This window comes from Massilia sp. Root351, assembly GCF_001425045.1.
Classification (GTDB): domain Bacteria; phylum Pseudomonadota; class Gammaproteobacteria; order Burkholderiales; family Burkholderiaceae_D; genus Rugamonas.
Window position 1 is genome coordinate 63,599 of sequence record NZ_LMDJ01000031.1, and the last position, 25,769, is coordinate 89,367.

Consider the following 25,769-nt stretch of genomic DNA (forward strand, 5'->3'; position numbering starts at 1 on the left):
TCAATCCATGGCCGCATGGCCGGCAGGCGCAGGTGCGGCGGTTTTGGCTGCGGGACGCACCAGCAGCAGAAGCGGAATCACCGCCAGGGTCAGCAGCGTCATCAGCCAGAAGTCGTCCACGTAGGCGATCATCGAAGCCTGGCGCGTCACTTCCGCGTTCAGCAGCGCGAGCGCGTCGGGCGCGGTGTCGGTCACGGCCACGCGCGCCACCAGCGCCGCATGCACGGTTTGCGTGTTGCGCACCAGCAGCGTCTGCACCAGCGCGATGCCGACGCTGCTGCCGATGTTGCGCACCAGGCTGTAGATCGCCGTGCCTTCGGCGCGCATTTCGGGCGCCAGCGTGGCGAAGGTGGCCGCGCTCAGCGGTACAAACACCAGTCCCAGCCCCAAGCCCTGGATCACGCCCGGCCAGACGATGTCGGCGGCGGACAGCACCAGCGTGTAGCCGCTCATCTGCCATAGCGAGAACGCGGTGACGGCGAAGCCGATGGCCAGCAGCAGGCGCACGTCGTAGCGGCCCACCAGGCGCCCGACCAGCAGCATCGCCACCATGGTGCCCAGGCCGCTCGGCGCCGTGACGAGGCCGGCCAGCGCGGCCGGATTGCCCATCAGCCCCTGCAGCAGCGAGGGCGTGAGCGCGCGGGTGGCGAACAGCACCAGGCCGACGATGAAGATGAACAGCAGGCCGCTCACGTAGTTGGCGTTTTTCAGCAGGCGGTAATTGAAGAAGGACTTGCCGGCGGGGGTGAGCGCGGTGTGCGCCACGAACCAGGCCAGGCTGAGCGCCAGCACGGCCGCTTCGATCCAGGTTTCGGTGGCGGCGAACCAGTCGTTCTGTTCGCCCCGGTCCAGCAGCATCTGCAGCGCGCCGATGGCCAGGCTGAGGGTGGCGAAGCCGAAGGCGTCGAAGCGCATGCTGCGCGCGGCGGGCGTGGGATGGATGTATTTCCAGATCCCGTAGAACGCCATCGCTCCCACCGGCACGTTGATGAAGAACACCCAGCGCCAGTCGTAGCTGTCGGTCAGCCAGCCGCCCAGCGTGGGACCGAGGATGGGGCCTATCATCACGCCCATGCCCCACACGGCCATGGCCGAGCCGTGCTTTTCGCGCGGGTTGATGTCCAGCAGCACGGCTTGAGATAGCGGTACCAGCGCGGCGCCGAAAACGCCCTGCAGCAGGCGGGCGGCGACGATCTCGCCCAGCGTGGCGGACAGGCCGCACAGCACCGAGGCCACGGTGAAGCCTGCCACCGACACCAGGAACACATTTTTCTGGCCGAAGCGGTCGCACAGCCAGCCGGTCAGCGGGGTGGCGATGGCGGCGGCCACGATGAAGGAGGTCAGCACCCAGGTGATCTGATCCTGCGAGGCCGACAGGCTGCCTTGCATATGCGGCAGCGCCACGTTGGCAATGGTGCCGTCCAGCGCCTGGATGATGGTGGCCAGCATGATGGACAGCGTGATCATGCGCCGGTTCAGCGGCGCTTGCCTGGCTGGACCGGCTGCGGCGGCAGGGCTCACAGCTTGGCCTCGACCGCCGCTTGCAGCTGTTCGAGAAAGCCGGTGACGATGGCCAGCGTGGCTGGATCGGTGTTGCCCAGCAGCTCCTGGCGGAAGGCGTTGGCTTCCTTCTTCACGCGGGTGTAGATGTCCTGGCCGGCCGGCGTGAGGCTGACCAGCTTGACGCGGCGGTCGCTGCCGGACGGCGTGCGCTGCAGGTAGCCGGCTTTCACCAGGCGGTCGAGCATGGCAACCATGGTGGGGTCTTCCACGCCCAGGTGGCGCGCCAGTTCGGTTTGCGACAGCGGCTGGGCCTTGGCCACGGCGGCAATCGCCATCCAGCTGGCCTGGCCCATGCCCAGGTCTTTCAGGCGCCGGTCCAGCGCCAGGCGCCAGGCGCGGGCGGTGGTGTGCAGGGCGTGCGAGAAGCGTTCGTCGAGGGAAAGTGACATGTCTATGGGATAATGGTTAGATATCTAATCATTAGTCTACCATGGTATTTTTCTGAATTGCAATGCCGGCCAGGCATGGTAGGCTGCGGTATCGACTCGGAGGACTGATGAGACTGCGAATGACGATGCGGCGGGGCGCGCTGGCCGCTGCCATCCTGGGACTGGCGGCGGCGGGGTGCGGGCCGGCGATGGCGCAGGCTGCGGGGGACGACAGCACCGGCAGCGCGCCGCCGGTGCTGCCATACCGCCCGTCGGTGTCCAGCCCGGCGCAACTGCCGGCTCCCGGCCAGCTGGAACTGGAACTGGGCGGACTGGCCAGCCGCGACGGCGGGGCGCGCCGCGCCAGCCTGCCCTATACCCTCAAGCTGGCGTTCAGCCCGCAGTGGGGCGTGCTGCTGGGCGGCGAAGCCTGGGTGTCGGACCGGCAGGACGGCGCGCCCCGGCTGCGCGGCGCGGGCGACACGCTGGTGGTGCTGAAGCGCGCCTGGAGCGCCGGCGGCGAGGGCGGCCCGGGCCTGGGCCTGGAGCTGGGGGCCAAGGCGCCCACGGCGCGGGACGGCATCGGCAGCGGCCGCGCGGACTACAGCATCAACGGCATCGTCAGCCGCGATTTCGGCACCGTGCACATGGACGCCAATCTGAACCTGACCCGGCTGGGGGGCGCAGAAGCGGGACTGGGACGCGTGCAGCGCGGCGCCTCGGCATCGTTCTCGGTGCCGCTGGACGCGCAATGGGGGGCCACGGTCGAACTGGCGGGCACGCGCCGCAGCGGGGCGGGCAGTACGGCGCAGCTGCTGCTGGCTGCCGCCTACAGTCCCCATCCGCGCCTGGCCATCGACTTCGGCCTGGCGCGCGGCTTGAACCGGGCCACGCCCGAGTGGCAGTTTTTCAGCGGCGTAGTGTTGCCTTTGGCCAAAATTTGGTAGCTTGTGTGCGCAAGCGTACATACGGAAAGTCACTGTCGGCTTAGAATAAAGGTGCAGTAAACCCATAACCATAAGATGACACCATGAAAAAACTCCTCATCGCCGCCAGCCTGCTGGCAATTTCCCTGACCGCCGCTGCGCAAAATGTCTCCATCAGCGTGGGTCAGCCCGGCTTCTACGGCCGTATCGATCTGGGCAACATGGCGCCGCCGCCGGTCATCTATGCGGAACCCATCATTGTGCACCGCCCGGTGCGCGTGATCGAGCAGCCGCTGTACCTGCGCGTGCCGCCCGGCCATGCCAAGAAGTGGTCGAAGCACTGCGGCGCGTACAACGCCTGCGGCCGCCGCGTCTACTTCGTGCGCGACGACTGGTATGTGAACGACTATGCGCCGCGCTACCGCACGGAACACGGCCGTGGCGGCCAGCATGACGGCCGCCGGGACGACCATCGCGACGACCACCGCGACAAGCATGACAAACACGACAAACACGACAAGGGCCATGGCAACGGCCATGGCAATGGCCACGGCAACGGCAAGGGCCACGGCAAGGACTGAGTTCGATCCACTTCAGGAGCCACATGCATAGCAAAATCGTCGTCGTGGGAGGCGGGGCCGGCGGACTGGAGCTGGCCTGCAAACTGGGCCGCAAGCTGGGGCCGCGGCAGGTGATGCTGGTCGATAGCCGGCTGTACCACATCTGGAAACCTTCGCTGCACGAGGTGGCGGCGGGCACCCTGGATATCCACCAGGAAGGCCTGTCCTACCAGATGCTGGCGCACGACAACGGTTTCACCTATGTCTATGGCGCCCTGACGGCGCTCGACGCGCCCGGCAAACAGCTGACGGTGGCGGCTATCGCCACCTCAGAGCATGAGGAACTGCTGCCCGAACGGCGCATCGGCTTCGAGTCGCTGGTGCTGGCCATCGGCAGCACCTCCAACTACTTCGGCGTGCCCGGCGCCGAGCAGCACACCATTTCCCTGAACGCCACCGAGGACGCCGAGCGCTTCCGGCTGACCCTGCTCAAGCTGCTGACCAAGGCCGCGCTGAAGAAGGGCGCGCCGGGCGCGACCGAGGTGGTCGAACCAGCGGCCGCGCCGGCCGGGGCGGGGGTGGACATTGTCATCATCGGCGGCGGCGCCACCGGCGTCGAGCTGGCGGCGGAATTGCGCGAAGCGAGCGGGGTGTACGCCGCCTACGGCTTCGGCCACCTGAAACCAGAGCAGGACGTGCGCATCACGCTGCTGGAGGGGGCGCCCCGCATCCTGGCGCCGCTGCCCGAGCGCGTATCGGCAGCCGCCCTCAAACTGCTGCAAGAGCGCGCCATCAAGGTGGTGACCGGCACGCGCGTGACAGCCATCGACGCCGAGCGTGTGACGACAGGCGAGGGCGCGCACTACGCGGCCGACATCGTGGTGTGGGCGGCGGGCATCAAGGCGCCCGCGCTGCTGGCCACGCTGGGCCTGCCGACCGCCAAGGGCGGCCAGCTGGAGGTGGACGGCCACCTTGCCGTCAAGGGCCAGACCGGCATTTACGCGCTGGGCGACTGCGCCCTGTGCCTGGGGGTGGACGGCAAGCCGGTGCCGCCGCGCGCGCAGGCCGCGCACCAGCAGGCCGGCTACCTGGTGCAGACCTTGCTGCGCCAGGCGCAAGGCAAGGCGCCGCCGAGCGCGCCGTATGTCTACAAGGATTATGGCTCGCTGGTGTCGTTCGGCCAGACCTCGTCGGTCGGTAGCCTGATGGGTTCGCTAAAGGGCTTGAGCTGGTTTGTCGACGGCTTCGTGGCGCGGCTGATGTACACCAGCTTGCACCTGATGCACCACCAGGCGGTGCTGGGCACGGTGCGCACCGGCGTGCTGGCGCTGGCGCGCTTCCTGATCAAGCGCACCACGCCGCTGGTGAAGTTGCACTAGGGGAGGGCTGCAGCCGGCCAGGGCCAGCCCGGCCGGGCGCTAGGGCGCCGGCTTGGGCAAGACCACCGTCAGGACGGCGCCGCCGCCGCTGCCGGCCACCAGGGTCAGCGTGCCGCCCAGGTAGGCGGCCCGTTCGCGCAGCACGCGCAGGCCATGCTTGGCGCTGTCGGCGCCGATCACGTCCGCCTGCGGCGCCGGCCCCACGCCGTTGTCCTTCACCGTCAGCATGATTGCGTCGTCGTTGTCGTCCACGATCACGTCCACCGTGCTGGCCCGGGCATGGCTGACGATGTTGCGCAAGCCTTCCTCCAGCGCGCGCAGCAGCACCACGTTGTGGCTGCGCGGGCAGCGCGGCTCGTCCTCCGGCAGGCTGCAGCTGGCCGCCACGCCGTGCTGTTCGCCGAACTGCGTCACCAGCTCGCCCAGCGCCACGCGCACGCCGAGGAATTCCAGCTTGTCGTTCCACAGCCGGTGCTGCATCTGGCGGTTGGTTTCGATGATGGTGTGCAGCAGATTTTTCATCTGCGTGGCGCGCTCGAGCAGCGCCGGATCCGGCGGCAGCTTTTGGGTCAGCAGGCCGAGGTGCATGGTCAGCGCCGTCAGCGAGGAGCCCATGCTGTCGTGCAGCTGGCGCGACAGCGAGCGGCGCTCGTTGTCCCAGCAGGCGTTGACGTGGCCGAGCAGTTCGCTCAGCTCGGCGGCGCGCTGGCTGTCGTAAGGGGCGGGATGTGCCTGTGCGGACATAAGAAGGGTCTCAGAGTAAGATGATCTGTTTTTATGCGGCGATCATACCTGAGGTTGATTTTCTTTGTCGCACTGCCACATGGCGTGCGGCATGCTCACGGCCGCGCGATGGCCGGGTCGGCGCCGGCGCCTGCCGGGGCCGCGCAACTGCCGATCGCTTTCATCAGGTTGTCGATGTCGACCGGCTTGACCAGGTGCATGTCGAAGCCGGCCTCCAGCACGCGGCGCTGGTCTTCCGCCAGGCCGTAGCCGGTCAGCGCGATCAGCTTCATGCCGCGCGTGTCCTCGCTGGCGCGCAGCCGCCGCGCCACCTCGTAGCCGTCGATGCCGGGCAGGCCGATGTCGACCAGCGCCAGGTCAGGGCGGTAGGTGGCGGCCAGCTCCAGGCCCTGCAGGCCGTCGGCCGCATTGCGCACTTCATAGCCGTAGCAGCTCAGCATCATCGACATCATTTCGCGGCCGTCGTCGTTGTCTTCGATCAGCAGCACGGTGGGCTTGCCGGTTTCTGGGGTGTTCATAATCTCTTGCCTCGGTTCGGATGGCCGCTCGCCGCGCGGCAGCCGGATGGTAAAGATGCTGCCTTCGCCGCTGCCGCCGCTGAACGCGGTGACGCTGCCGCCGTGCAGTTCGGCCAGGCGCCGCACCAGCGCCAGGCCGATGCCCAGCCCGCCTTGCGCGCGGTCCAGCGTGCTGGAGCCCTGGACGAAGACGTCGAAAACATGGGGCAGCAGCGTGGCCGGTATGCCGACCCCGCTGTCCTCCACCGACAGCAGCATGTCGTCGCCGTCCGCCTCGCAGCAGACCGCGATGCTGCCGCCGGGTTGCGTGTATTTCAACGCGTTGTCCATCAAATTGCAGAATAGCTGTTCCAGCCGGGTGGCGTCGCCATGCACCCAGCCGGGCCCCGCTTCCAGCGTTACCGCGTAGCCGGCGGTGCGGCCGGTGGTGCGGTAGGTTTCCAGGCAGGTGCTGAGCAGGCCGGACAGTTCCAGCGGCGCCCGGTTCAACAGAATCTTGCCCGACATGGCGCGGCTCAGGTCCAGCAGGTCGTCGACGATGCGGCCCAGGTGGCGGCTCTGGCGCTGGATGATGTGCTTGGCGCGCGCCACGGCGTCGGCCGCCACGCCCGGCAGGGCGATCAGCGAGGCCGCGCTGCTGATGGCGCTGAGCGGATTGCGCAGTTCGTGGCCCAGCATGGCCAAAAATTCGTCCTTGGCATGGTTTTGCTGCTCGGCCATCTTGCGCTCTTCGATCTCGCGCGTGAGCTTCTTGTTGGTGGCGGTCAGCTCCGTGGTGCGCTGGCTGAGCTGGCGCGCCTGCCGCTTCAGCTCTTCGTTCTTGACGGCCAGCGCCACGAACACGGAGATCTTGGCGTGCAGGATTTGCGGGATGACGGGGGTGAACAGGAAGTCCACCGCGCCGCGCTGGTAGGCCTTCAGGCGGTCCAGCTCGTCGGCCACGAAGGCCGTCACGAAGATGATGGGGATGTCGGCCGAGCGGGCCCGCTGGTGGATCGCCTCGGCGGTCTCGAAGCCGTCCATGCCGGGCATGTTCACGTCCAGCAGGATCACGGCGAAATCGTGCATCAGCACCTGGCGCAAGCCTTCCTCGCCCGAGCGCGCAGCCAGGACATCATAGCCTTCCTGCTCCGACCACTGGGCCAGCAAACTGGTCAACGCGAACAGGCTGTTGGCGTCGTCGTTGACGACCAGGACTTTGGGTTTGTCTACTTTAGGCACGTTGTTGTTGGAGCCACGGAAAGGAAGAATTTCGCCTGACAAACTATTGACCGATCATAACAACCTGATAAGTGAAAGTCAAAAGCGCGCACGGCTATCGCGCGCGGCCAGTGTTCGGCTGCGCACATACAGCGCCGGTTGCGCGTGCCATAGTCGTGCCGTGCCGACCAACCCCTGGAAAGGATGCATCATGAATATCGATACCGTTGTGGACAAAGAATACATGGGTAAGTGCTTCCGCGAATTGGCGGCAGCGCCGGTGAGCGCACTGAAAGGCGTCAGCGCCGCCGACGCGAAGGCGCTGGCCAAGGCTTTCAACGTCAGCACGGTGCGCGAGCTGGCCGAGCTGGACTTCGTCAAGTGGGCGCAGGCGATTACCATCCTGGCCGACCATGAGCAGGAAACGCCGGCCCAGATCGCCAAGGAAACCCTGCTGGACGAAGCGGTGGAAATGACTTTCCCGGCCAGCGACCCGATTTCGGTCGATGCCGGCATTACCCGCATCGAAGTGGCGCCGGAGATGGTGGACGCGCATAGTGACCACCAGCATGCCGGCAAAGTCGAACAGTCCACGGAAGAGGGCGCGGCCAAGGAAACAGCCGCCGCGCACTGATACGGCCCGCGCCGGTGCAGCGCACCGGGGCCGCGCAGTTCGCTGCGCGGCCTTGCTGCGTGGCGCGCGGCGTTCACGCGACCGAAGCGCTGTGCAAGGCCGGATGGCTGGGGATGTAGGCCTCGGCGGCGGCCGCCTCGGGCTGCGCCGCGCAGTGGCGGTTCTTGCCGCCGCGCTTGGCGTCGTACAGCGCCTGGTCGGCTTTCTCGATCAGGGCCTGCACGTTGTCGGCATGGTCGGGATAGAGCGCGATGCCGATGCTGGTGGACAGCTTCAGCGTCAGTGCGCCCACCTGGTAGGGCTCGGACACTACTTCGATCAGCTTGGAAGCCGGTTCCTGGGCGTCGGACAAACTGCCCACTTCGCCCAGCACGATGACGAATTCGTCGCCGCCGACGCGGGCCACGGTGTCTTCCTTGCGCGAGGAGCCGACCAGGCGGCCGGCCACCAGTTTCAGGATCTCGTCGCCGCAGGCATGGCCGTGGGTATCGTTGATGGCCTTGAAGCCGTCCAGGTCCAGGTACATGACGGCGGCCTTGTGCTGGTGGCGCGCGGCGTGCTGCAAGGTGGTGGCGATGCGGTCTTCCAGCAGGCGGCGGTTGGGCAGTCCGGTGAGCGGATCGTGCAGCGCCAGTTCCTGCTGCTGCTTGCTGTATTGCGCCAGCTCCTTGTACAGCAGGCGCACTTCCAGCATGTTGTGGATGCGCTTGTGGACTTCCAGCAGGTCGAAAGGCTTGCTGATGAAATCGCGCGCGCCCGCTTCCAGCGCGGCGATCTTGAAGCTGGGCTGGGCGGTCAGCGCCAGGACAGGCAAATAGCCGTCCTGCTCGATCTCCTTGAGTCCCTTCATGACCTGGAAGCCGTTCAGCTCGGGCATTTGTAAATCCAGCAAGATCAGGTCGTAGCAGTGCTGGCGGTGCAGGCCGCATACCTGCTCGGGCAGCATGGTGGACGAGACATTGCTGTAGCCGGCATCGCGCAGGATCTCAAGCATCAGGTCGATGTTGTCGGCGCAATCGTCCACCACAAGTATCTTGGCGTTCAGAATTTCGTCCGGGCTAGGCATAGTAATGTCTCGTCAAAACAGTTGGGGCGGTCATATTTCTTAAGCTCTAAGTTTAGCAAAGGATAGCAGCGTTGCTTGTAGGACAGCGCCGCGTCTTCAGGTAGGAGCGCAAGTTATTCCCTATGGCAACAAAGATTTCTCTTGGTAAAAAATTATCGCTTTTGTGCCGCCAGCGCAACAGCCCGCACCAGTTCGGCCGGTTCCACCGGCTTGGAGACGTGGTCGCGGAAGCCGCACTCCAGGGCGCGCAGCCGGTCTTCCGAGCGGGCAAAGGCGGTCAGCGCGATGGCCGGCACCGCGCCGCCGCGTTCCGGCCCCAGTGCACGCACCTGGGCCAGCAGTTCAAAACCGTCCACGTCCGGCATGCCGATGTCGCTGACCAGCAGGCTGGGGCGCTCGCGTTGCACCAGCTGCAGCGCCTCGGCCGCATTGGCGGCTGTCAGCACGGTGGCGTTGCAGTCACTCAGTATGCGCTTGATCAGGTCTCTTGCGTCGATTTCGTCGTCGACCACCAGCACGCGCATGCCGGCCAGGTCGCGCAGGCCGCTGTCGGACGGCACAGCCGGCAGCGGAGGCGGCTGCGGCGCCTGCGCGCGGGCCTGGCGCGCCGCCCCGCCGGGGGCGGTGGCCAGCGGCAGGCTGACCGTGAAGCTGGCGCCGCGCCCCTCGCCCGCGCTGGCCACGGACACCGTGCCGCCGTGCTGCTCGACCAGGTGCTTGACAATGGACAGCCCCAGTCCCAGGCCGCCATGGCGGCGCGTGGTGGTGGAATCGGCCTGGCGGAAGCGTTCGAACACGTGGGCCAGGAATTCCTCCCGGATGCCGATGCCGGTGTCGGCCACGGTGATGGCCACATGGCCCTCGGCCTCGCCGACCGACACCCGCAGCGCGCCGCCCCTGGGCGTGAACTTGATGGCGTTGGTGAGCAGATTCCAGACCACCTGCTGCATCCGGCTGGGGTCGGCCGCTACCAGGCCGGTGCTGTGGAAGTCGCGTTCGATCTGGATGCCCTTGGCGTCGGCTGCCGGGCGCACCGTCTCGATGGCAGCATCGACCACCGTCAGCGGCGACAGGGTTTGCATATCCAGCAACACTTTGCCGGAGGTGATGCGGCTCATGTCCAGCAGGTCTTCGATCAGCTGCGCCTGTGCCCGGGCGTTGCGCTCGATGGTTTGCAGTCCGCGGTGCAGGTCGGCCTCGTCGCGGCTGCCGCGCCGCAGCACCTGGGCCCAGCCCAGGATGGCGGTCAGCGGCGTGCGCAGCTCGTGCGACAGCGTGGCCAGGAATTCGTCCTTCATCTGGCTGGTGCGCTCGGCCTCGGCGCGCGCGCTGCGTTCGCTGTCCAGCAGGATCTTGCGCTCCTCGGCGGCTTGCTGGGCCGCTTCGTACAGGCGGGCATTGTCGATTGCCACGGCGGCCTGGGCCGCGATGCCGCCGATGATGCGCTCGGTGCGCTCGTTGAACATGTGCGGCTCGGGGTGGCCGAAGAACAGCGAGCCGATCACCTCGCCCGAGCGCGACACCACCGGCACCGCCAGGTAGCTGCGCACGGCCGGGTGGCCCTTGGGCACGCCGGTGTGGGGCGGGTTCCGGCCGTAGCGCGGGTCGCGCAGCAGGTCGTCGCTGCGCAGCGTGCCTTCGCCGCGCATGCTGGGGCCGAACAGGGTGGTGGCGCGCGGGTGGGGGAAGTGGGCAAAGGCCTCGGGCGGCATGCCCGACAGCGTGTACAGGGTGAGCACGCCGCCGTCGGCGCTGGTGCTGTTGTAGAAGAAGGCGCCGAAGCGGGCGCCGCTGATGCGGGTGGCCGCGTCGGTGACTTCCTGCAGCAGCGAGCGCAGGTTGCGCTTGGACGCCAGCGCGTTGCCGGTGGTGTTCAGCAGCTCCAGGATGGCGCTCTCGTCGCGCAGCGCCTCCTGCACCCGCTTGACCTGGTCGACGTCGGTGCTGGTGCCGAACCAGCGCACCAGGCGGCCGGTGCTGTCGCGCACCGGGTTGGCGCGCGACAGGAACCAGCGGAAGTGCCCGTCCGCGCCGCGGATCGGGAATTCCATTTCAAACGGCATGCCGGTGCGCAGCGATTCCTGCCAGTGCTGGCGGATCGCCGGCAGGGTCTCCGGGTCGTACGCTTCTTCCCAGCCGGTGGGCGGCGCGTCGTCGCGCGCCAGGCCGGTGTATTCGTACCAGCGCTCGTTGTACCACACCACGGCGCCGTCGAAGCGGGCGATCCAGGCCAGCTGCGGGATCGAGTTGGCCATGGCCTGCAGTTCTTCCTGGCTCTGGCGCAAGGTGTTTTCGGCGGCCTTGCGGTCGGAAATGTCCTGCACCATGCCGGTCATGCCCAGCACCGCGCCGTCCTCGGCGTAGTTGCCGTGGCCGACCACGGACAGCCAGCGGCGCTCGCCGCCGGCGCGCTCGACCCGGCATTCGATGTTGAAATCGGTGCGCTGTTCGAAGGCGTCGAGGAAGGCGGCGCGGGCCGGGGCGCGGTCCTCTTCCAGGATGTGTTCGCTCAGCGCGTCCCAGGTCAGGCTGGTCTCGGCGGGCAGGTTCAGCAGTTCCGCGGCGCGCCGGCCCAGCGTCACCAGGTTGGTGCCGGCGTCCCACAGCCAGTCGCCCAGCTTGCCCGCCGCCAGCGCCACCTGCAGCCGGTTGGCGCTTTCGCGCAGCGCGCGCTCGTCCAGCTTGCGCTTGGTGATGTTCTGGATGGAGCTGGTGAGGCCTTCGGCGGACGGGTAGGCGCGCACATCGAGCCAGATCTGGCGCGGCAGGTAGTACAGCTCGAAGCCTACGCTCTGCTGCATTTCCATGGCGCGCCGGAACTGCGCTTCCAGTACGGTGCCGCGCAGTTCGGGGAAGGCGTCCCACAGGATGTTGCCCAGCACGTGCTGGCCGCCGCTCTCGAGCGGATGGATGATGTTGGCAGCCTGCGGATTGATATAGGTGATGGTCCAGTCGTGGTCGAGCACGATGAAACCGTCGGTAATGCTCTCCAGGACGGTTTTCATGCGGGCGTTGGAACGGCGCAGTTCCTCGCGTGCCTCCTGCATTTCGTGCTCGGCGCGCTGGCGGGCCAGCAGCACGCTGTTGGCGCTGCGCATGGCCGCCGAGTGCATGCGGGCTTCCTCTTCTTTGTCGAGCTTGGCCACTCAGGCTCTCCTGGAAGTAGGCGCCTGTGCTGCGCGGTGGTGGGGTTCACAGTAAATCATCGGTGTCTGCATCTAGGGGACGGCCGAACCGGACCGTAGCTTCATTGTAGCCGTCTTGTGCGCTTTACAACCGCACCGTTGGTACGCGCGCGGCGGCGCTGGCCAGCACTTGCCGCAACTGGTCGATTTCATACGGCTTCTGCATGGAAACGGCTGCGAAGTCGAGCTGGCTGGTGAAGCCGCCGCCGTAGCCGGAGGCGAACACCACCTGCAGCTGCGGCTGGCTGCGCAGCGCGGTGCGCGCCAGCTCCACGCCGGACATGCCCGGCAGGCTGACGTCGCTGAACAGGATGCCGTAGCGGCTGTCGCGCAGCATGGCCAGGGCCTGCTCGCCGTCGCCGGCGGACTCGACCTCGTAGCCCAGCGCGCGCAGCATCTCGCACACCAGGTAGCGCGCGTCCGGATTGTCCTCCACCACCAGGATGCGGGCGTGCGACGGCGGCTCCTGCGCGGCCGGCGCGGGCGCGCCCGCCAGTTGCATGGCGCACAGCACGCCGCGCACCGCGCCGCCTTCGTCGCGCAGCGGCGTGTAGTGCAGGTCCAGCAACAGTTCGCTGGGCGCGCCGTCGCGCCACAAGGGCATGGCCTGGCCGGCATAGGCCAGCGCCGCGCCGCCCCAGACCGCTTCAAGGGCGGCGCCGTTCCAGCCGAACACCGGCGGCTGCATGATGGGCACGGTGCCGCCGGGCACCGACTCGAGGCGCATGCCCATCAGCGAGGCATAGGCCCTGTTATACAGCAGGATTTTCTCCGGCCCCCAGGCAATGGCCATCGCCAGCGGGCAGTTGAGCAGGATATCGACCGGCAGCCGCAGGCAGGGCGGCCAGCAGGAAGGCGGCCCCAGCGCGGTGCGGGACCAGTCCAGGGGCGGCAGGGTATGCAGGCTGATGCTGTCTTGTTGTGTCATCCGGGGCGCCCGTCGTTGCGAAATTGACTATTTGGCTGATGCTACACCAGCGACGGGCGAAAAAAAAGCCCGCTGCGGGAGCGGGCTGAATCTATTTCCCGTTAGGAGAATAGAGGAGACAGGTGCAACTATGCGGGATGCCCCATGGAAAATCCAATTGCCGTTCGTGATGAACAGTATCCGTTTGGTGAATGAGGCGGATATGCTGCGCGGAAGTGATTTCCCTCTGGACAAGCAGGATGGATATGCCTATAATCTTGCTTCTTTCGACGGGGAACCAGAGAAAGAAAGCGAAAACTGCAAGTTATCAGCGGTTTGCGACGCGGCTGTAGCTCAGCTGGATAGAGTACTTGGCTACGAACCAAGGGGTCGTGGGTTCGATTCCTGCCAGCCGCACCAGTTTGTTGTAGTAAAATGCGCTGATCGTACAGCGCATGCAGTAACAGTAATGACAGGCGGCTGTAGCTCAGCTGGATAGAGTACTTGGCTACGAACCAAGGGGTCGTGGGTTCGATTCCTGCCAGCCGCACCAGTCTTGCTGTGTTGTATCGATGTGTAGCGTTTTTTGCGGCTGTAGCTCAGCTGGATAGAGTACTTGGCTACGAACCAAGGGGTCGTGGGTTCGATTCCTGCCAGCCGCACCAGTTTTCCGTAGTTTCGTTGTAGATGCACCAGTAGTAAATAGCGGCTGTAGCTCAGCTGGATAGAGTACTTGGCTACGAACCAAGGGGTCGTGGGTTCGATTCCTGCCAGCCGCACCAGAATACGAGGGCCAGATCGGAAGATCTGGCCCTTTTCGTTTGTCCTTGCCTTTCTGCGCTTCCTGTTATCATTTGCTGAAATAGCAATTCGGGGGAGACTGCATGACCATCATCACCTGCGTCGAAGACTTGCGCGTGCTGGCGCGAAAGCGCGTGCCGCGCATGTTCTACGACTACGCCGACGCCGGTTCGTGGACCGAGTCCACCTACCGCGCCAACTGCAGCGACTTCGAAGCCATCAAATTCCGCCAGCGGGTGGCGGTCAACCTGGAAAACCGCAGCCTGGCCGGCAGCATGGCGGGCCAGGCCGTGTCGATGCCGGTGGCGCTGGCGCCGACCGGGCTGACCGGCATGCAGCACGCCGACGGTGAAATCCTGGCCGCCCGCGCCGCCGAGGCGTTCGGCGTGCCGTTCACGCTGTCGACCATGAGCATCTGCTCGATCGAGGACGTGGCCGCGCACACCAGCAAACCGTTCTGGTTCCAGCTGTACGTGATGAAGGACCGCGACTTCATCAACCGCCTGATCGACCGCGCCAAGGCCGCGCGCTGCTCGGCGTTGGTGCTGACGCTGGACCTGCAGGTGCTGGGCCAGCGCCACAAGGACATCCGCAACGGCCTGTCGGCGCCGCCCAAGCTGACGCTGGCCAACCTGCTCAACCTGGCCACCAAGCCGCGCTGGTGCCTGGGCATGCTGGGCACGCGGCGGCGCAGCTTCGGCAATATCGTCGGCCACGCCACGTCGGTGTCGGACATGTCCTCGCTGTCGTCGTGGACCAGCCAGCAGTTCGACCTGAGCCTGTCGTGGAAGGACGTGGAATGGATCAAGCAGCGCTGGGGCGGCAAGCTCATCATCAAAGGCATCATGGACGCGGAAGACGCGCGCCATTGCGTGGAGGCCGGCGCGGATGCGCTCATCGTGTCCAACCACGGCGGCCGCCAGCTGGACGGGGCGCAGTCGTCGATCGGCGCCTTGCCCGCCATTGCCGAGGCGGTCGGCAAGCAGATCGAAGTGCACATGGACGGCGGCATCCGTTCCGGGCAGGACGTGATCAAGGCGCTGGCGCTGGGCGCCAAGGGCGTCTACATCGGGCGGCCGTTCCTGTACGGGCTGGGGGCGATGGGCGAGCAGGGCGTGACGCGCTGCCTGGAGATCATCCGCAACGAGCTGGACCTGACGATGGCCTTCTGCGGCCTGCGCGACGTGGCGCTGGTGGACCAGAACATCCTGCTGCCGGGCAGCTACCCCGCGAGGTGAACCATGGCGACGCCAACTGAACTGCTGACGGCCGCCGCCATCGCGGCCATGCCGGGCAAGACCAAGACCCACCTGCTGAATCCGGACGCGGTGCGCACATCCAGGTCGCTGGGCGCGGCCACGGGTTTGAGCGGGCTGGGCTTTCACCTGATGACGGTGCCGCCCGGCCGCGAGTATGCCGAATACCACCGCCACCTGTATGAAGAGCAATGCTTCTACATCCTGTCCGGCTGCGGCGAGGCGGTGATTGACGAGCAGCGCCACGCCATCGGCGCCGGCGACTTCCTCGGCTTTCCGAAGAACGGCGCCGCGCACACCATCCACAACACCGGCAGCGCGCCGCTGGTGATGCTGTCCGCGCGCACCAACCTGGAACAGGATATCTGCGACTATCCGCGCCGGCAGAAGCGCCTGTATATGAACGGCAGCGACGAAGCGGTGGTTGATTTTGCCGATATCCTGTCCATTCCCCCTAACTGAGGAACCCATGCTAGACCAACCACCCGGCCATGTATTCCCTTCCAGCGCAAGCGCCACCCTGGCGCCCAGCCAGCGCATGCACCTGATACTGCTGGGTGTTGAAAGCGTGCCGAAAGCGGCGCACTTTTATGAGGCGCTGGGCTGGACGAAGTCGCCGACCGGAAATGATGGATTCGTCAAATTCGATATGGGCGGCTACGCGCTGTGCCTGATCAACAGGGCCGACCTTGCCAGCGATGCGCTGGAGCCGGCGCCGCACAAGATCGGCTTTTCCGGCATCGCCCTGATCCACCTGGCGCCAAGCGCGGAAGACGTGCCGCGCATCCTGGCCAGGGCGGCGGCGGCCGGCGGCAGCATCGTCAAGCCGGCTACCCGCACGCACTGGGGCGTAGCGGGCTATTTCAAGGACCCGGACGGGCATCTGTTCGAAGTGGACTATGAAACGGTGTGGGTGTTCGACGACGCGCACCGCCTGGTGGTCGACGAGGTGAACCCGGCCGGCCCGGTCTAGCGCCGCGCGGCAGTCCCGCCCTTGCATACGAGTCCGTATTTGGTGGCATTGCAGCCGAGCTGGACGCACCGCGCCGCGTGGTAGCCTGCGGCGCGGCATTGCCTGAGCGTTTCCTTCAGCGGGTCGCCCGATGCCATTCCGCTGTCGCGTTCCGGCCTGCCGGCGCGCGCCGACTTGTCCTGGCGCCTGGTGTTCTCACTGGCATACCTGGCTTGCGGCGGCGCGGCGGGCGCCGCCTTCGATTTCGCGGCGGCGCGCTTGCGGGGCCGTTCCAGCTCGGGCGCGGCACCGGCCTCGTTTGTCTCCTGGCCGGCGTCCTTTTCCGGCGCGCTGCCGGCAAGGCGCGGCGCGGGATCGGCTGGCGGCGCGGCGGCGGTGGCGGCTGGTTCGGCCAGCGTGGCTGGACTGGCCGGAATTGCCGAGTTCGCCAGCTCCGGCGGCGCGGCGGCTAACGGCGTCGCCGCCGGCGTGCCGGCTGGCGCCGCGAGGGCTGCCTGCGTGGCGCCTGGCTGCGGCGGGATGCTGGGCGCAGGCCTGAGCTGCCGCGCGGGGATGGGCGCCTTGGCCAGCACGGAAAGCGATTTGTCCATCTTGGTCTCGTTGTACAGCCATAGGCCGGCGCCGCCAATGGAGAGCGTGGCCAGCACTACTGCGGTTGCCGTCGCGGCACGGCGGCCCCAGCGGTCGAACCAGTGCGGCTCATCGGGCGCGGGCGAGTAGGCGGGGCCGCTCGGGACGTGCCAGACGGGCGGCGGCTCGGACACCCACGGATTGTCGGACCATGGCGGCGGCGATGCGGGAGCTGCCGGCGCCGCCGGCGCGCCATCCTGGGCTGCCTCTGGTGCAGCCGCCGTCGCGGCATCCTGCGCAGCCGGGGGCGCGGCTTGTGGTGCAGCCTCCTGCGCGCGTCTCCAGACGCCCTCGCGCGCAGGTTGCGCTGTGCCTTGCGGCGCGCCGGCCGCGCGCGGGGCCACTGGCGGCATTGCTGGCGGGGGCGGAGGCCAAGGCAGTGATGGAGGCGAGGGCGGCGTACGCGCCGCTTGCTGCTGCCTGGACGGTAATGGGGGCAGCGGTGGCGGCGGGTGGCTATCGCCTATATCTTCCAGCAGCTGAGCTTTCATTCATTAAACCTGACAATCTTGTATCGATCAAAGATACTAGCGGATCTGCACCGGCAGCGGTGCGCGCTTGCACGCCATGGCGCCGGCGGACGCTGTGTTAGTGTGCTGAAATATTCTTATAAGAAGGGAGCAAAACCATGTGGAAACAATCCTTGGCCATCCTGTGCGGCCTGCTGGCCCTGTCGTCACTGCCGGCCGCAGCGCAAAGCGACCCGGAACTGGCCAAGTCGCTGGGCGGCGATGAAATGGGCATGAAGAAGTACGTGCTGGTCATTCTCAGGTCCGGACCGAAGAAGATGCCCGCCGGCGCCGAGCGCACCGAGATGTTCAAGGGCCACTTCGCCAATATGCAGCGCTTGTCAGACGAGAAAAAGCTGGCGCTGGCCGGTCCGCTGGACGGCGTCGACGGCTGGCGCGGCCTGTTCGTGATGGCGACTGCGGATATCGCAGAAGCGAAACAGCTGGTGGCCACCGATCCCGTCATCGTCAACGGTGAAATGGTCGCCGAATACCATGCCTTTTACTCGTCCGCCGGCTTGATGGCGGTCGGCGAGATTCACAAGAAAATATCGAAGAAATGAAGCCGGCGGCCAGGCTGTTGGCCGCTTGCATGAGGCACGCGCCGCGCCGGCAAGCCTGCGGCTGAGCTACAGCTTGATGCTGCTCAGGCATGTCTGCAGCATGCCGGCGCACAGTGGCTGGAGCTGGCTTGACAGGGCGACCTGAAATAGGAAATCGACAAGCTGCGGACCTGGATGAGCGGCGTGGCGATCGGCCTGTCCTTTTCACAGGCCGGCATGAGCATCACGCTGTTTTTCCTGTTGCAACAGTCTTTGGCCGGCCCCTATGCCACGACATTGGCCGGTTTGCCGGCCACGAAAGCCTCGATGTTGTCGATCAGCTGGTCGGCCAGGATCTGCATCGCTTGCGTGCTGGCCCAGGCGATGTGCGGGGTCAGGATGAAGTTGGGCAGGTGCAGGTTGAGCAGCACGTTGTCCTCCGGCGGCGGCTCCTTGACCAGCACGTCGAAGCCCGCGCCGGCGATCACGCCGGTGGTCAGCGCCCTAGCCAGCGCGGCCTCGTCCACCAGGCCGCCGCGCGCGGTGTTGATCAGCAGGGCGGAGCGCTTCATCCGTTTCAGCTCGGGCGCAGCGATGCAGTTGCGGGTCTGGTCGTTCAGCGGGGCATGCAGGCTGAGCACGTCAGAGCTTTCCAGCAGCTCGTCCCACGACACGTTCCTGACGCCGTCTTCTTCCACCGGGGTGCGCTTGTGCACCAGGATGTCCATGCCGAAGGCGCGCCCCAGCCGGGCCACCGCCTGCCCCAGTGCGCCATAGCCCAGCAGGCCCAGTTTGCTGCCGGCCAGGTCGGCGATGGGGTGGTCGAACAGGCAGAACTTGTCGGACTTCTGCCACTTGCCGGCCTGCACGTCGGCCCGGTAGGCCAGCAGATTGCGGCGCAGCGCCAGGATCATGGCGAACACGTGTTCCGGCAAGGTGGCGTAGGCGTAGTTGCGGATGTTGGACACCACGATGCCGCGCTCCCGGCAGGCGGCCAGGTCGATGATGTCGGTGCCGGTGGCGGCCACGGCGATCATCTTCAGGTCCGGCAGCCGCGCCAGCGTGTCCGCGCGCAGCGGCACCTTGTTGGTGATGGCGATGCTGGCGCCGGCCAGGCGGCTGGCGGCGTCGCCGGCCGCGGTGGCCGCGAACTCGGTCCAGCTATGGCTGAAGCCGGGGCGGCGCACGTTGGCGATCAGGCTTTCGCGGTCGAGGAAGACTATATTGTGATCGTTCATCAGGCTGCCTGCTGTGTGGGAAGGAAGTTGGGCGTGGTCCGGATGCGCATGCCGGGATGGGCGGCAAAATGCTCGGCCACCCATTCCACGAACACGCGGACCTTGGCCGACAGGTGGCGGTTCTGCGGATAGACTACATGAATCGGGATCGGGTCGGTAATCCAGTCGGCCAGCACCTGCACCAGGCGGCCGTCGCGCAGGTATTCTTCCAGCGCAAAGTCGGTCATCTGCACGATGCCCAGCCCGGCCAGCCCGGCCGCCACGTAGGCGTTGCTGTCGTTGAGCGCGATGACGCCCGGCAGCGGCGTCTGGATGCGTTCGCCGTTCAGCGTAAAGTCCCAGTCGTAGATTTTGCCGGTCTTGGCCGAGAAGTAATTGACGCAGCGGTGGCGCTCGAGGTCGCGCGGGTGCTGCGGCACGCCGTAGCGCTGCAGATAAGAGGGGGCGGCGCAGGTGACGAAGCTGAGCACACCAATGCGGCGCGCGATCAGCGCCGAATCGCCCAGGACGCCGCCGCGCACCGCGCAATCGACGCCTTCCTCGATCAGGTCCACCGGGCGGTCGCTGCAGCCCAGTTCCAGCGTGATGTCCGGGTAGCGCTCGAAGAAGTCGGGCAGGGCAGGCACCAGCACTTCACTGGCCAGGCCGGTGGGCGCGTCCACCCGCAGCCGTCCGCTGGGGCTGAGCTTGGTGCGCGACAGCGATTCCTCGGCCTCGCGCACGTCGGACAGGATGCGCAGGCAGCGTTCGTAATAGGCGGCGCCGTCGGCGGTGACGCTGATCTGGCGCGTGGTGCGGTGCAGCAGCTTGACCGCGAGGACGGTTTCCAGTCCTTGCACCAGGGTCGACACGGTGGCCTTGGGCAGTTGCATGTTTTCGGCGGCACGCGTGAAGCCGCCCGCGTCGACCACCTGCACGAACACTTCCATTGCTAGCAGTTTGTTCATCTATTTCCTTATTGTTCGGGATTCTGAACAATCAATTCGACTTCGAGCTATTTATCGGATTGTAGATCAAGACTATAGTTCATGCATGCAGAAATGTAACGCAGTGCCACTAGGAGTTTTACCATGAAACATCGGGATGGAATCTTTGCAACGATCGCGTTAGCGCTGAGCTCGTTCGCCTTGGCCGGAATGATGTACACCGACTTGTACTCGGCCGCTGCCGGTACGGAAGTTCGTGGCGTCAACGCGCTGACCCACGAGGTCATCGGCGGTGGCATGGTGGCCAATGCGGACAGCCTGGCCAAGAGCAATTCTGCGGCGGTGCAGCAATGATGGATCCGGTGCCGGCGCAGCTGAAGATGCGTGATATCGAAGTGGCCGGGGCCCATGGCCCGTTGGCCGCCCGCCTGTACAGCGGCGCATTTTCGGGTGCGCCGACCGGCAAGCGCGATACGCTGATCGTCTTTTTCCCCGGCGGCGGTTTTGTCAGCGGCGACCTGGACGAGGCGGACGAGTTCCTGCGCGGCCTGGTCAGCTGCAACTCCGGCTACCTGGTACTGGCCAGCAATTACACCCTTGCCACCACCAGCCCCTTCCCGGCGGCGGTGGAAGATGCCCACGCGGTACTGCTGTGGGCCAAGAAGAACAAAACCAAGCTGGGCTGGAATGGCAAGCGCCTGGTGGTGGCCGGCATCGAAGCCGGCGCCAACCTGGCCGCCGTCAGTTCGCTGATGTCGCGCGACCGCGGCGGCCCGGCGCTGTCGGGCCAGATCCTCATCATGCCCATGCTGGACCCGGGCCTGTCGAGCAGCTCCATGCGGGAGCTGCCGACATGCACCGACAAGGCCAAGGCGGCCGATGTCTGCGCCGCCGGCTATCGCGGTTATCTGCCCAATGCGGCCGACCGTACGCATCCTTATGCTTCGCCGCTGCAGTCGAGCCGGCTGAAGAACCTGCCGCCGGCGCTGATCCTGTCCGGCGAGGACGACCCCTTACGCGATGAAGCTGAACAATACGGCACCAAGCTGATCTCCTGCGGCATCAAGACCACCGTGCGGCGCCTGCCCTCGGCGCCCGTGTCCGACGTCGAGGCACGCAACGAATGTGCGTGCAAGGTGTTCGCACTGAGCGAAATTGCCGGCTTCATTGCCGCCCTGGATGGGACGGAGCTGCCGCCGTCATGAGTAAATAAACATTTAAGTTTACTTATTGCCGGCCTGCCGGTATATTGGTAAACGTCCGATTTCCATGCAGTAACAATTTTCCGCGCCGTGTGCGCGGTGGGGCTGTCTTGTCCCTACGATTTGCAGTGCCGGGCGGTATCGCCGCATCTATTAAAAATTTTCATACAAAAAGGGATTAATATGAAAAACGAAAAATCATTCACCGCCTTGCTGCGCCCGTTGGCCGCCGCAATGGTTGTAGCAGGGCTGGCAGCGGTCAGCCTTGCAGGATGCGATACCGCCAATGGCAAGACCGCCGAAGCGCCGGCCGCCGGCGGCCCGCCGATCTCCGCCGCCGCCGTGGTGGAGAAGAACATTACCGAGACCCAGGAGTTTTCCGGCCGCCTGGAAGCGATCGAGCGCGTCGAGATCCGTTCCCGCGTGAGCGGCTTCATCACTGCCGTCAACTTCAAGCCGGGCAGCGAAGTCAAGAAGGGCGACGTGCTGTTCCAGATCGACGCCCGTCCTTACCAGGCTGAACTGAGCCGTGCCGAGGCAGCCGCCAATTCGGCGCGCGCCAAGGCCGACCTGGCCAAGCTGGAACTGGCCCGCGCCGAGAAGCTGCTGGCCGACAAGGCCATCGCCCAGCGCGAGTACGACGAGAAATCCTCCAGCCTGAAAGAGCTGGACGCCAATGCGCGCGCCGCCACGGCGCAAGCCGAAGCGGCGCGCCTGAACGTGGCCTACACGCAGGTGACCTCGCCGATCAACGGCCGCGTGTCGAAAGCGGAAATCACGCTGGGCAACCTGGTCGATGCGTCGGCCGTGCTGACCTCCGTGGTCTCGCTGGAGAAAATCTACGCCAGCTTCGACGGCGATGAAGACACCTTCCTGCGCGTGGGCACCGCCGCCAACAAGGGCCAGCCGGTCACCGTGAAAGTGGGCCTGGCCAATGAAACCGGCTTCCCGCACGAAGGCAAGCTGGAATTCGTGGACAACCAGCTCGACCCGCGCAGCGGCTCGGTGCGCATGCGCGCCACCTTCGCCAACGCCGACAACGCGCTGGTGCCCGGCCTGTTCGCCCGCGTGCAGCTGGAAGGCGCCGGCGCCGGCAAGCCAGCGCTGCTGATCAACGACCGCGCCGTGGGCACGGACCAGAACCGCAAGTTCGTGTTCGTGGTCGGCGCCGACAGCAAGGCCGAATACCGTCCGGTCACGCTGGGCCCGCAAATCGACGGCCTGCGCGTGGTGCGCGACGGCCTGAAGCCGGGCGAGAAGATCGTGGTCAACGGCCTGCAGCGCGTGCGTCCAGGCGCCCCGGTGACGGCGGAAATCGTGAAGATGGATTTCGATCCACTGGCCCCGGCCCCCGCCAAGCCTGAAGCTAAAAAAGAAGAGAAAGTCGCCGCCGCAGCCGCCAAGGCAGGCAGCACTTCGAAGCAGTAACTTCGAAGCTATAACGAAGGAATAACCCATGAACTTTTCACGCTTCTTTGTCGATAAACCGATCTTCGCGGCGGTTTTATCGATCATCATTTTCGTCGGTGGATTGATCTCCATCTTCAAGCTGCCCATCTCCGAGTATCCGGACGTGGTGCCGCCCTCCGTGGTGGTGCGCGCGCAGTATCCGGGCGCCAATCCGAAGATCATTGCCGAAACCGTGGCCGCGCCGCTGGAAGAGCAGATCAACGGCGTCGAGAACATGCTCTACATGTCGTCGCAGAACACCTCGGACGGCGCGCTGGCGCTGACCGTGACGTTCAAGATCGGCACCAACGTCGAGCAGGCCGAAACCCAGGTGCAGAACCGCGTCCAGCGCGCGCTGCCGCGCCTGCCGGAAGAGGTGCGCCAGATCGGCGTGACGACCGTCAAGTCATCGCCCAACCTGACCATGGTGGTCCACCTGCAGTCGCCGGACGGCCGTTATGACGACCTGTACCTGCGCAACTACGCGGTGCTGAACGTGAAGGACCAGCTGGCCCGCATCAACGGCATGGGCGAAGTCCAGCTGTTCGGTTCCGGCGACTACGCCATGCGCGTCTGGCTCGACCCGCAGAAGGTGGCGGCGCGCAACCTGACCGCCGGCGACGTGGTGGCTTCGATCCGCGAGCAGAACGTGCAGGTCGCCGCCGGCGTGATCGGCCAGGGTCCGGCCAAGGACGCCGACTTCCAGCTGACGGTCAACACCCAGGGCCGCCTGCAAAGCGTCGAGGAATTCGGCAACATCATCGTCAAGACCAACGCCGACGGCGCTGTCACCTTGCTCAAGGATGTGGCGCGCCTGGAAATGGGCTCGAACTCCTACGCCCTGCGCTCGCTGCTGAACAACAAGTCCGCCGTGGCGATCCCAATTTTCGAAGCGCCCAACGCCAACGCGCTGCAGCTGTCCTCGGACGTGCGCGCCAAGATGGCCGAGCTGTCGAAAGATTTTCCGGAAGGCGTCGAATACAGCATTGTGTACGACCCAACCCAATTCGTGCGCGAGTCGATCGACTCCGTAATCCACACGCTGATCGAAGCGATCGTGCTGGTGGCGCTGGTGGTGATCATCTTCCTGCAAACCTGGCGCGCCTCCGTCATCCCGCTGCTGGCGGTGCCGGTGTCGGTGGTGGGCACCTTCGCGGTGATGATCGCGTTCGGCTTCTCGATCAACACGCTGTCGCTGTTTGGCCTGGTGCTGGCCATCGGTATCGTGGTCGATGACGCCATCGTGGTGGTGGAGAACGTTGAGCGCAACATCGCCAACGGCCTGACCCCGCGCGACGCGACCATCCAGGCCATGAAAGAGGTGAGCGGCCCGATTATCGCCATCGCGCTGGTGCTGTGCGCCGTGTTCGTACCGATCGCTTTCGTGTCCGGCCTGACCGGCCAGTTCTACCGCCAGTTCGCGCTGACCATCGCCATCTCGACCGTGATCTCGGCATTCAGCTCGCTGACGCTGGCCCCGGCCCTGTCGGCAGCCCTGCTGAAACCGCATGACGCGCCGAAAGACGCGCTGACGCGCGGCATGGACAAGATCTTCGGCCGCTTCTTCGCCTGGTTCAACCGCTTCTTCGGCCGCGCGTCGGACAAGTATGAAGTGGGCGTGAAGGGCGTGCTGCGCCGCAAATCGGCGGCAGTGGGCGTGTACCTGCTGCTGGCCATTGCCGCCGTGTTCATGTTCAAGGCCGTGCCGTCGGGCTTCGTGCCGGGCCAGGACAAGCAGTACCTGGTGGGCTTTGCCCAGCTGCCGGATGCCGCTTCGCTGGACCGCACCGACGCCGTGATCAAGAAAATGTCGGCCATCGCCCAGGAAATCCCTGGCGTGGAAGCCAGCGTGGCGTTCCCCGGCCTGTCGATCAACGGCTTCACCAATGCGCCTAACTCGGGCATCGTGTTCACCACGCTGAAACCGTTCCACGAGCGCAAGGACAAGAGCCAGTCGGCCGAAGCCATCGCCGCCGAGATCAACAAGCGCATGGGCGCCGTGCAGGACGCGTTCGTGATGGTGTTCCCGCCGCCGCCGGTCAACGGCCTGGGCACCATCGGCGGCTTCAAGATGATGCTGGAAGACCGCGGCAACGTCGGCTACGACGAACTGTATAAGGCCAGCCAGGCGATGCAGATGAAGGCGTGGGGCAATCCGCAGCTGCAAGGCGTGTTCTCCAGCTTCCAGATCAACGTGCCGCAGCTGTTCGCGGACGTGGACCGCACCAAGGCCAAGCAGCTGGGCGTGCCGCTGGCGACCATCTACCAGACCTTGCAGATCAACCTGGGTTCGCTGTACGTGAACGACTTCAACCAGTTCGGCCGCACCTATCAGGTGCGCGTGCAGGCTGACGCGCCGTTCCGTTCGCAGGCCGAGCAGATCTCGCAGCTGAAAGTGCGCAACGACAAGGGCGAGATGATTCCGCTGTCGTCGCTGATGCGCGTCAAGGACAGCTACGGCCCGGACCGCGTGCAGCGTTACAACGCCTACGTGTCGGCCGACATGAACGGCGGCCCGGCGCCGGGCGTTTCTTCGGGCACCGCGCAAGCCATCTTCGAGCAGATCGCCAAAGAGACTCTGCCAAAAGGGATAGCCTACGAGTGGACTGATTTGACTTTCCAGGAGATCCTGTCTGGTAACACCATGATCTACGTGTTCCCGCTGTGCGTGCTGCTGGTGTTCCTGGTGCTGGCTGCCCAGTACGAGAGCTGGACCCTGCCGCTGGCGGTGATCCTGATCGTGCCGATGTCCATCCTGTGCGCCCTGATCGGCGTGAAGGTGACCGGCGGCGACAACAACATCTTCACCCAGATTGCGCTGTTTGTGCTGGTGGGGCTGGCCTCGAAGAATGCTATTCTGATTGTGGAATTCGCCCGCGAACTGGAAGACCATGGCCGCACCGTGCTGCAAGCCGCCCTGGAAGCGTGCCGCCTGCGCCTGCGTCCGATCCTGATGACGTCGATCGCCTTCATCATGGGCGTCGTGCCCCTGGTGTTCTCGAGCGGCGCAGGTTCGGAAATGCGCCACGCGATGGGTGTGGCGGTGTTTGCCGGCATGCTGGGCGTGACCTTCTTCGGCCTGTTCCTCACGCCTGTGTTCTACGTCCTGCTGCGCACGCTGGCCCAGCGCATGGAGAAGCAATCCCCGGCCGACGCCGCTGCGGCGCCAGCCAAACTGGAAGGGACTCACTAA

Annotated in this window: 22 protein-coding genes and 4 tRNA genes; 16 read left to right on the top strand and 10 right to left on the bottom strand. The window is 65.9% G+C overall.

Annotated elements, in window-relative coordinates; genetic code table 11:
- The gene (locus ASD15_RS20340) at positions 1–1,467 is read right to left on the bottom strand and encodes an MDR family MFS transporter (protein WP_057156865.1); all 1,467 of its coding nucleotides are present in this window, start codon (positions 1,465–1,467) and stop codon (positions 1–3) included.
- A gap of 50 nt (positions 1,468–1,517) precedes the next feature.
- Entirely contained in the window at positions 1,518–1,952 is a 435-nt protein-coding gene (locus ASD15_RS20345) for a MarR family winged helix-turn-helix transcriptional regulator (protein WP_200954022.1), read from the bottom strand.
- A 119-nt stretch (positions 1,953–2,071) separates the two neighbouring features.
- Between ASD15_RS20345 and ASD15_RS20350 the strand changes: the two genes are divergently transcribed.
- The 3 genes from ASD15_RS20350 (at position 2,072) to ASD15_RS20360 (ending at position 4,796) form a co-directional block, all read left to right on the top strand.
- The gene (locus tag ASD15_RS20350) at positions 2,072–2,878 is read left to right on the top strand and encodes a transporter (RefSeq protein WP_229418281.1); all 807 of its coding nucleotides are present in this window, start codon (positions 2,072–2,074) and stop codon (positions 2,876–2,878) included.
- A gap of 83 nt (positions 2,879–2,961) precedes the next feature.
- Positions 2,962–3,438: a hypothetical protein gene (locus ASD15_RS20355; RefSeq protein WP_057156867.1), complete on the top strand. Its 477-nt coding sequence runs from the start codon at positions 2,962–2,964 to the stop codon at positions 3,436–3,438.
- 23 nt (positions 3,439–3,461) lie between these two features.
- The gene (locus ASD15_RS20360; protein WP_057156868.1) at positions 3,462–4,796 is read left to right on the top strand and encodes an NAD(P)/FAD-dependent oxidoreductase; all 1,335 of its coding nucleotides are present in this window, start codon (positions 3,462–3,464) and stop codon (positions 4,794–4,796) included.
- A gap of 39 nt (positions 4,797–4,835) precedes the next feature.
- Here the strand turns inward: ASD15_RS20360 and ASD15_RS20365 are convergent, their stop codons facing one another.
- Together ASD15_RS20365 and ASD15_RS20370 are read right to left on the bottom strand one after the other, a co-directional pair.
- Positions 4,836–5,540, bottom strand: coding sequence for a sensor histidine kinase (locus tag ASD15_RS20365; RefSeq protein WP_057156869.1), 705 nt, complete (start codon positions 5,538–5,540; stop codon positions 4,836–4,838).
- Positions 5,541–5,635: 95 nt separating this feature from the next.
- Entirely contained in the window at positions 5,636–7,279 is a 1,644-nt protein-coding gene (locus tag ASD15_RS20370; RefSeq protein ID WP_057156870.1) for a response regulator, read from the bottom strand.
- A gap of 190 nt (positions 7,280–7,469) precedes the next feature.
- Here ASD15_RS20370 and ASD15_RS20375 point away from each other — a divergent pair, with 190 nt between their 5' ends.
- Positions 7,470–7,892, top strand: coding sequence for a hypothetical protein (locus ASD15_RS20375; protein WP_057156871.1), 423 nt, complete (start codon positions 7,470–7,472; stop codon positions 7,890–7,892).
- A gap of 73 nt (positions 7,893–7,965) precedes the next feature.
- On the opposite strand, the gene ASD15_RS20380 is transcribed toward ASD15_RS20375, so the two are convergent.
- The 3 genes from ASD15_RS20380 to ASD15_RS20390 all read right to left on the bottom strand — a co-directional run bounded on the left by ASD15_RS20380 (position 7,966) and on the right by ASD15_RS20390 (position 13,071).
- Complete coding sequence (locus ASD15_RS20380) at positions 7,966–8,958, bottom strand: diguanylate cyclase domain-containing protein (RefSeq protein ID WP_057156872.1); 993 nt, start codon at positions 8,956–8,958, stop codon at positions 7,966–7,968.
- A 152-nt stretch (positions 8,959–9,110) separates the two neighbouring features.
- A complete protein-coding gene (locus ASD15_RS20385) occupies positions 9,111–12,104 on the bottom strand; it encodes an ATP-binding protein (protein WP_057156873.1) in 2,994 nt (997 codons plus the stop codon).
- Between the two features lie 124 nt (positions 12,105–12,228).
- On the bottom strand, positions 12,229–13,071 hold the full coding sequence (locus tag ASD15_RS20390; protein WP_057156874.1) for a response regulator: 843 nt from the start codon (positions 13,069–13,071) through the stop codon (positions 12,229–12,231).
- Positions 13,072–13,393: 322 nt separating this feature from the next.
- Between ASD15_RS20390 and ASD15_RS20395 the strand changes: the two genes are divergently transcribed.
- From ASD15_RS20395 to ASD15_RS20425, 7 genes are all read left to right on the top strand, one after another.
- Positions 13,394–13,470 (top strand) — tRNA-Arg (locus ASD15_RS20395).
- Positions 13,471–13,526: 56 nt separating this feature from the next.
- A tRNA-Arg gene (locus ASD15_RS20400) sits at positions 13,527–13,603 on the top strand.
- A 35-nt stretch (positions 13,604–13,638) separates the two neighbouring features.
- Positions 13,639–13,715: transfer RNA gene (locus ASD15_RS20405), tRNA-Arg, on the top strand.
- Between the two features lie 40 nt (positions 13,716–13,755).
- Positions 13,756–13,832: transfer RNA gene (locus tag ASD15_RS20410), tRNA-Arg, on the top strand.
- 102 nt (positions 13,833–13,934) lie between these two features.
- On the top strand, positions 13,935–15,089 hold the full coding sequence (locus ASD15_RS20415) for an alpha-hydroxy acid oxidase (RefSeq protein WP_057156875.1): 1,155 nt from the start codon (positions 13,935–13,937) through the stop codon (positions 15,087–15,089).
- Between the two features lie 3 nt (positions 15,090–15,092).
- On the top strand, positions 15,093–15,569 hold the full coding sequence (locus ASD15_RS20420; RefSeq protein ID WP_057156876.1) for a cupin domain-containing protein: 477 nt from the start codon (positions 15,093–15,095) through the stop codon (positions 15,567–15,569).
- 7 nt (positions 15,570–15,576) lie between these two features.
- Complete coding sequence (locus ASD15_RS20425; RefSeq protein ID WP_200954024.1) at positions 15,577–16,080, top strand: VOC family protein; 504 nt, start codon at positions 15,577–15,579, stop codon at positions 16,078–16,080.
- Here ASD15_RS20425 and ASD15_RS20430 read toward each other — a convergent pair.
- Positions 16,077–17,063, bottom strand: coding sequence for a hypothetical protein (locus tag ASD15_RS20430; protein WP_157201051.1), 987 nt, complete (start codon positions 17,061–17,063; stop codon positions 16,077–16,079). The genes ASD15_RS20425 and ASD15_RS20430 overlap by 4 nt on opposite strands.
- Positions 17,064–17,338: 275 nt before the next feature.
- Here ASD15_RS20430 and ASD15_RS20435 point away from each other — a divergent pair, with 275 nt between their 5' ends.
- The gene (locus ASD15_RS20435) at positions 17,339–17,782 is read left to right on the top strand and encodes a YciI family protein (RefSeq protein WP_082552001.1); all 444 of its coding nucleotides are present in this window, start codon (positions 17,339–17,341) and stop codon (positions 17,780–17,782) included.
- Between the two features lie 263 nt (positions 17,783–18,045).
- Here ASD15_RS20435 and ASD15_RS20440 read toward each other — a convergent pair whose 3' ends face one another.
- On the bottom strand, positions 18,046–18,999 hold the full coding sequence (locus ASD15_RS20440; protein ID WP_057156879.1) for a D-2-hydroxyacid dehydrogenase: 954 nt from the start codon (positions 18,997–18,999) through the stop codon (positions 18,046–18,048).
- Positions 18,999–19,946: a LysR family transcriptional regulator gene (locus ASD15_RS20445; protein ID WP_057156880.1), complete on the bottom strand. Its 948-nt coding sequence runs from the start codon at positions 19,944–19,946 to the stop codon at positions 18,999–19,001. Before ASD15_RS20445 ends, ASD15_RS20440 begins: the two co-directional genes overlap by 1 nt.
- Before the next feature lie 123 nt (positions 19,947–20,069).
- Here ASD15_RS20445 and ASD15_RS20450 point away from each other — a divergent pair, with 123 nt between their 5' ends.
- The 4 genes from ASD15_RS20450 to ASD15_RS20465 all read left to right on the top strand — a co-directional run bounded on the left by ASD15_RS20450 (position 20,070) and on the right by ASD15_RS20465 (position 25,769).
- Positions 20,070–20,279: a hypothetical protein gene (locus ASD15_RS20450; RefSeq protein WP_057156881.1), complete on the top strand. Its 210-nt coding sequence runs from the start codon at positions 20,070–20,072 to the stop codon at positions 20,277–20,279.
- A complete protein-coding gene (locus tag ASD15_RS20455) occupies positions 20,276–21,130 on the top strand; it encodes an alpha/beta hydrolase (protein WP_373888194.1) in 855 nt (284 codons plus the stop codon). Before ASD15_RS20450 ends, ASD15_RS20455 begins: the two co-directional genes overlap by 4 nt.
- Positions 21,131–21,310: 180 nt before the next feature.
- Entirely contained in the window at positions 21,311–22,555 is a 1,245-nt protein-coding gene (locus ASD15_RS20460; RefSeq protein ID WP_057156882.1) for an efflux RND transporter periplasmic adaptor subunit, read from the top strand.
- Between the two features lie 28 nt (positions 22,556–22,583).
- Positions 22,584–25,769: an efflux RND transporter permease subunit gene (locus ASD15_RS20465; RefSeq protein WP_057156883.1), complete on the top strand. Its 3,186-nt coding sequence runs from the start codon at positions 22,584–22,586 to the stop codon at positions 25,767–25,769.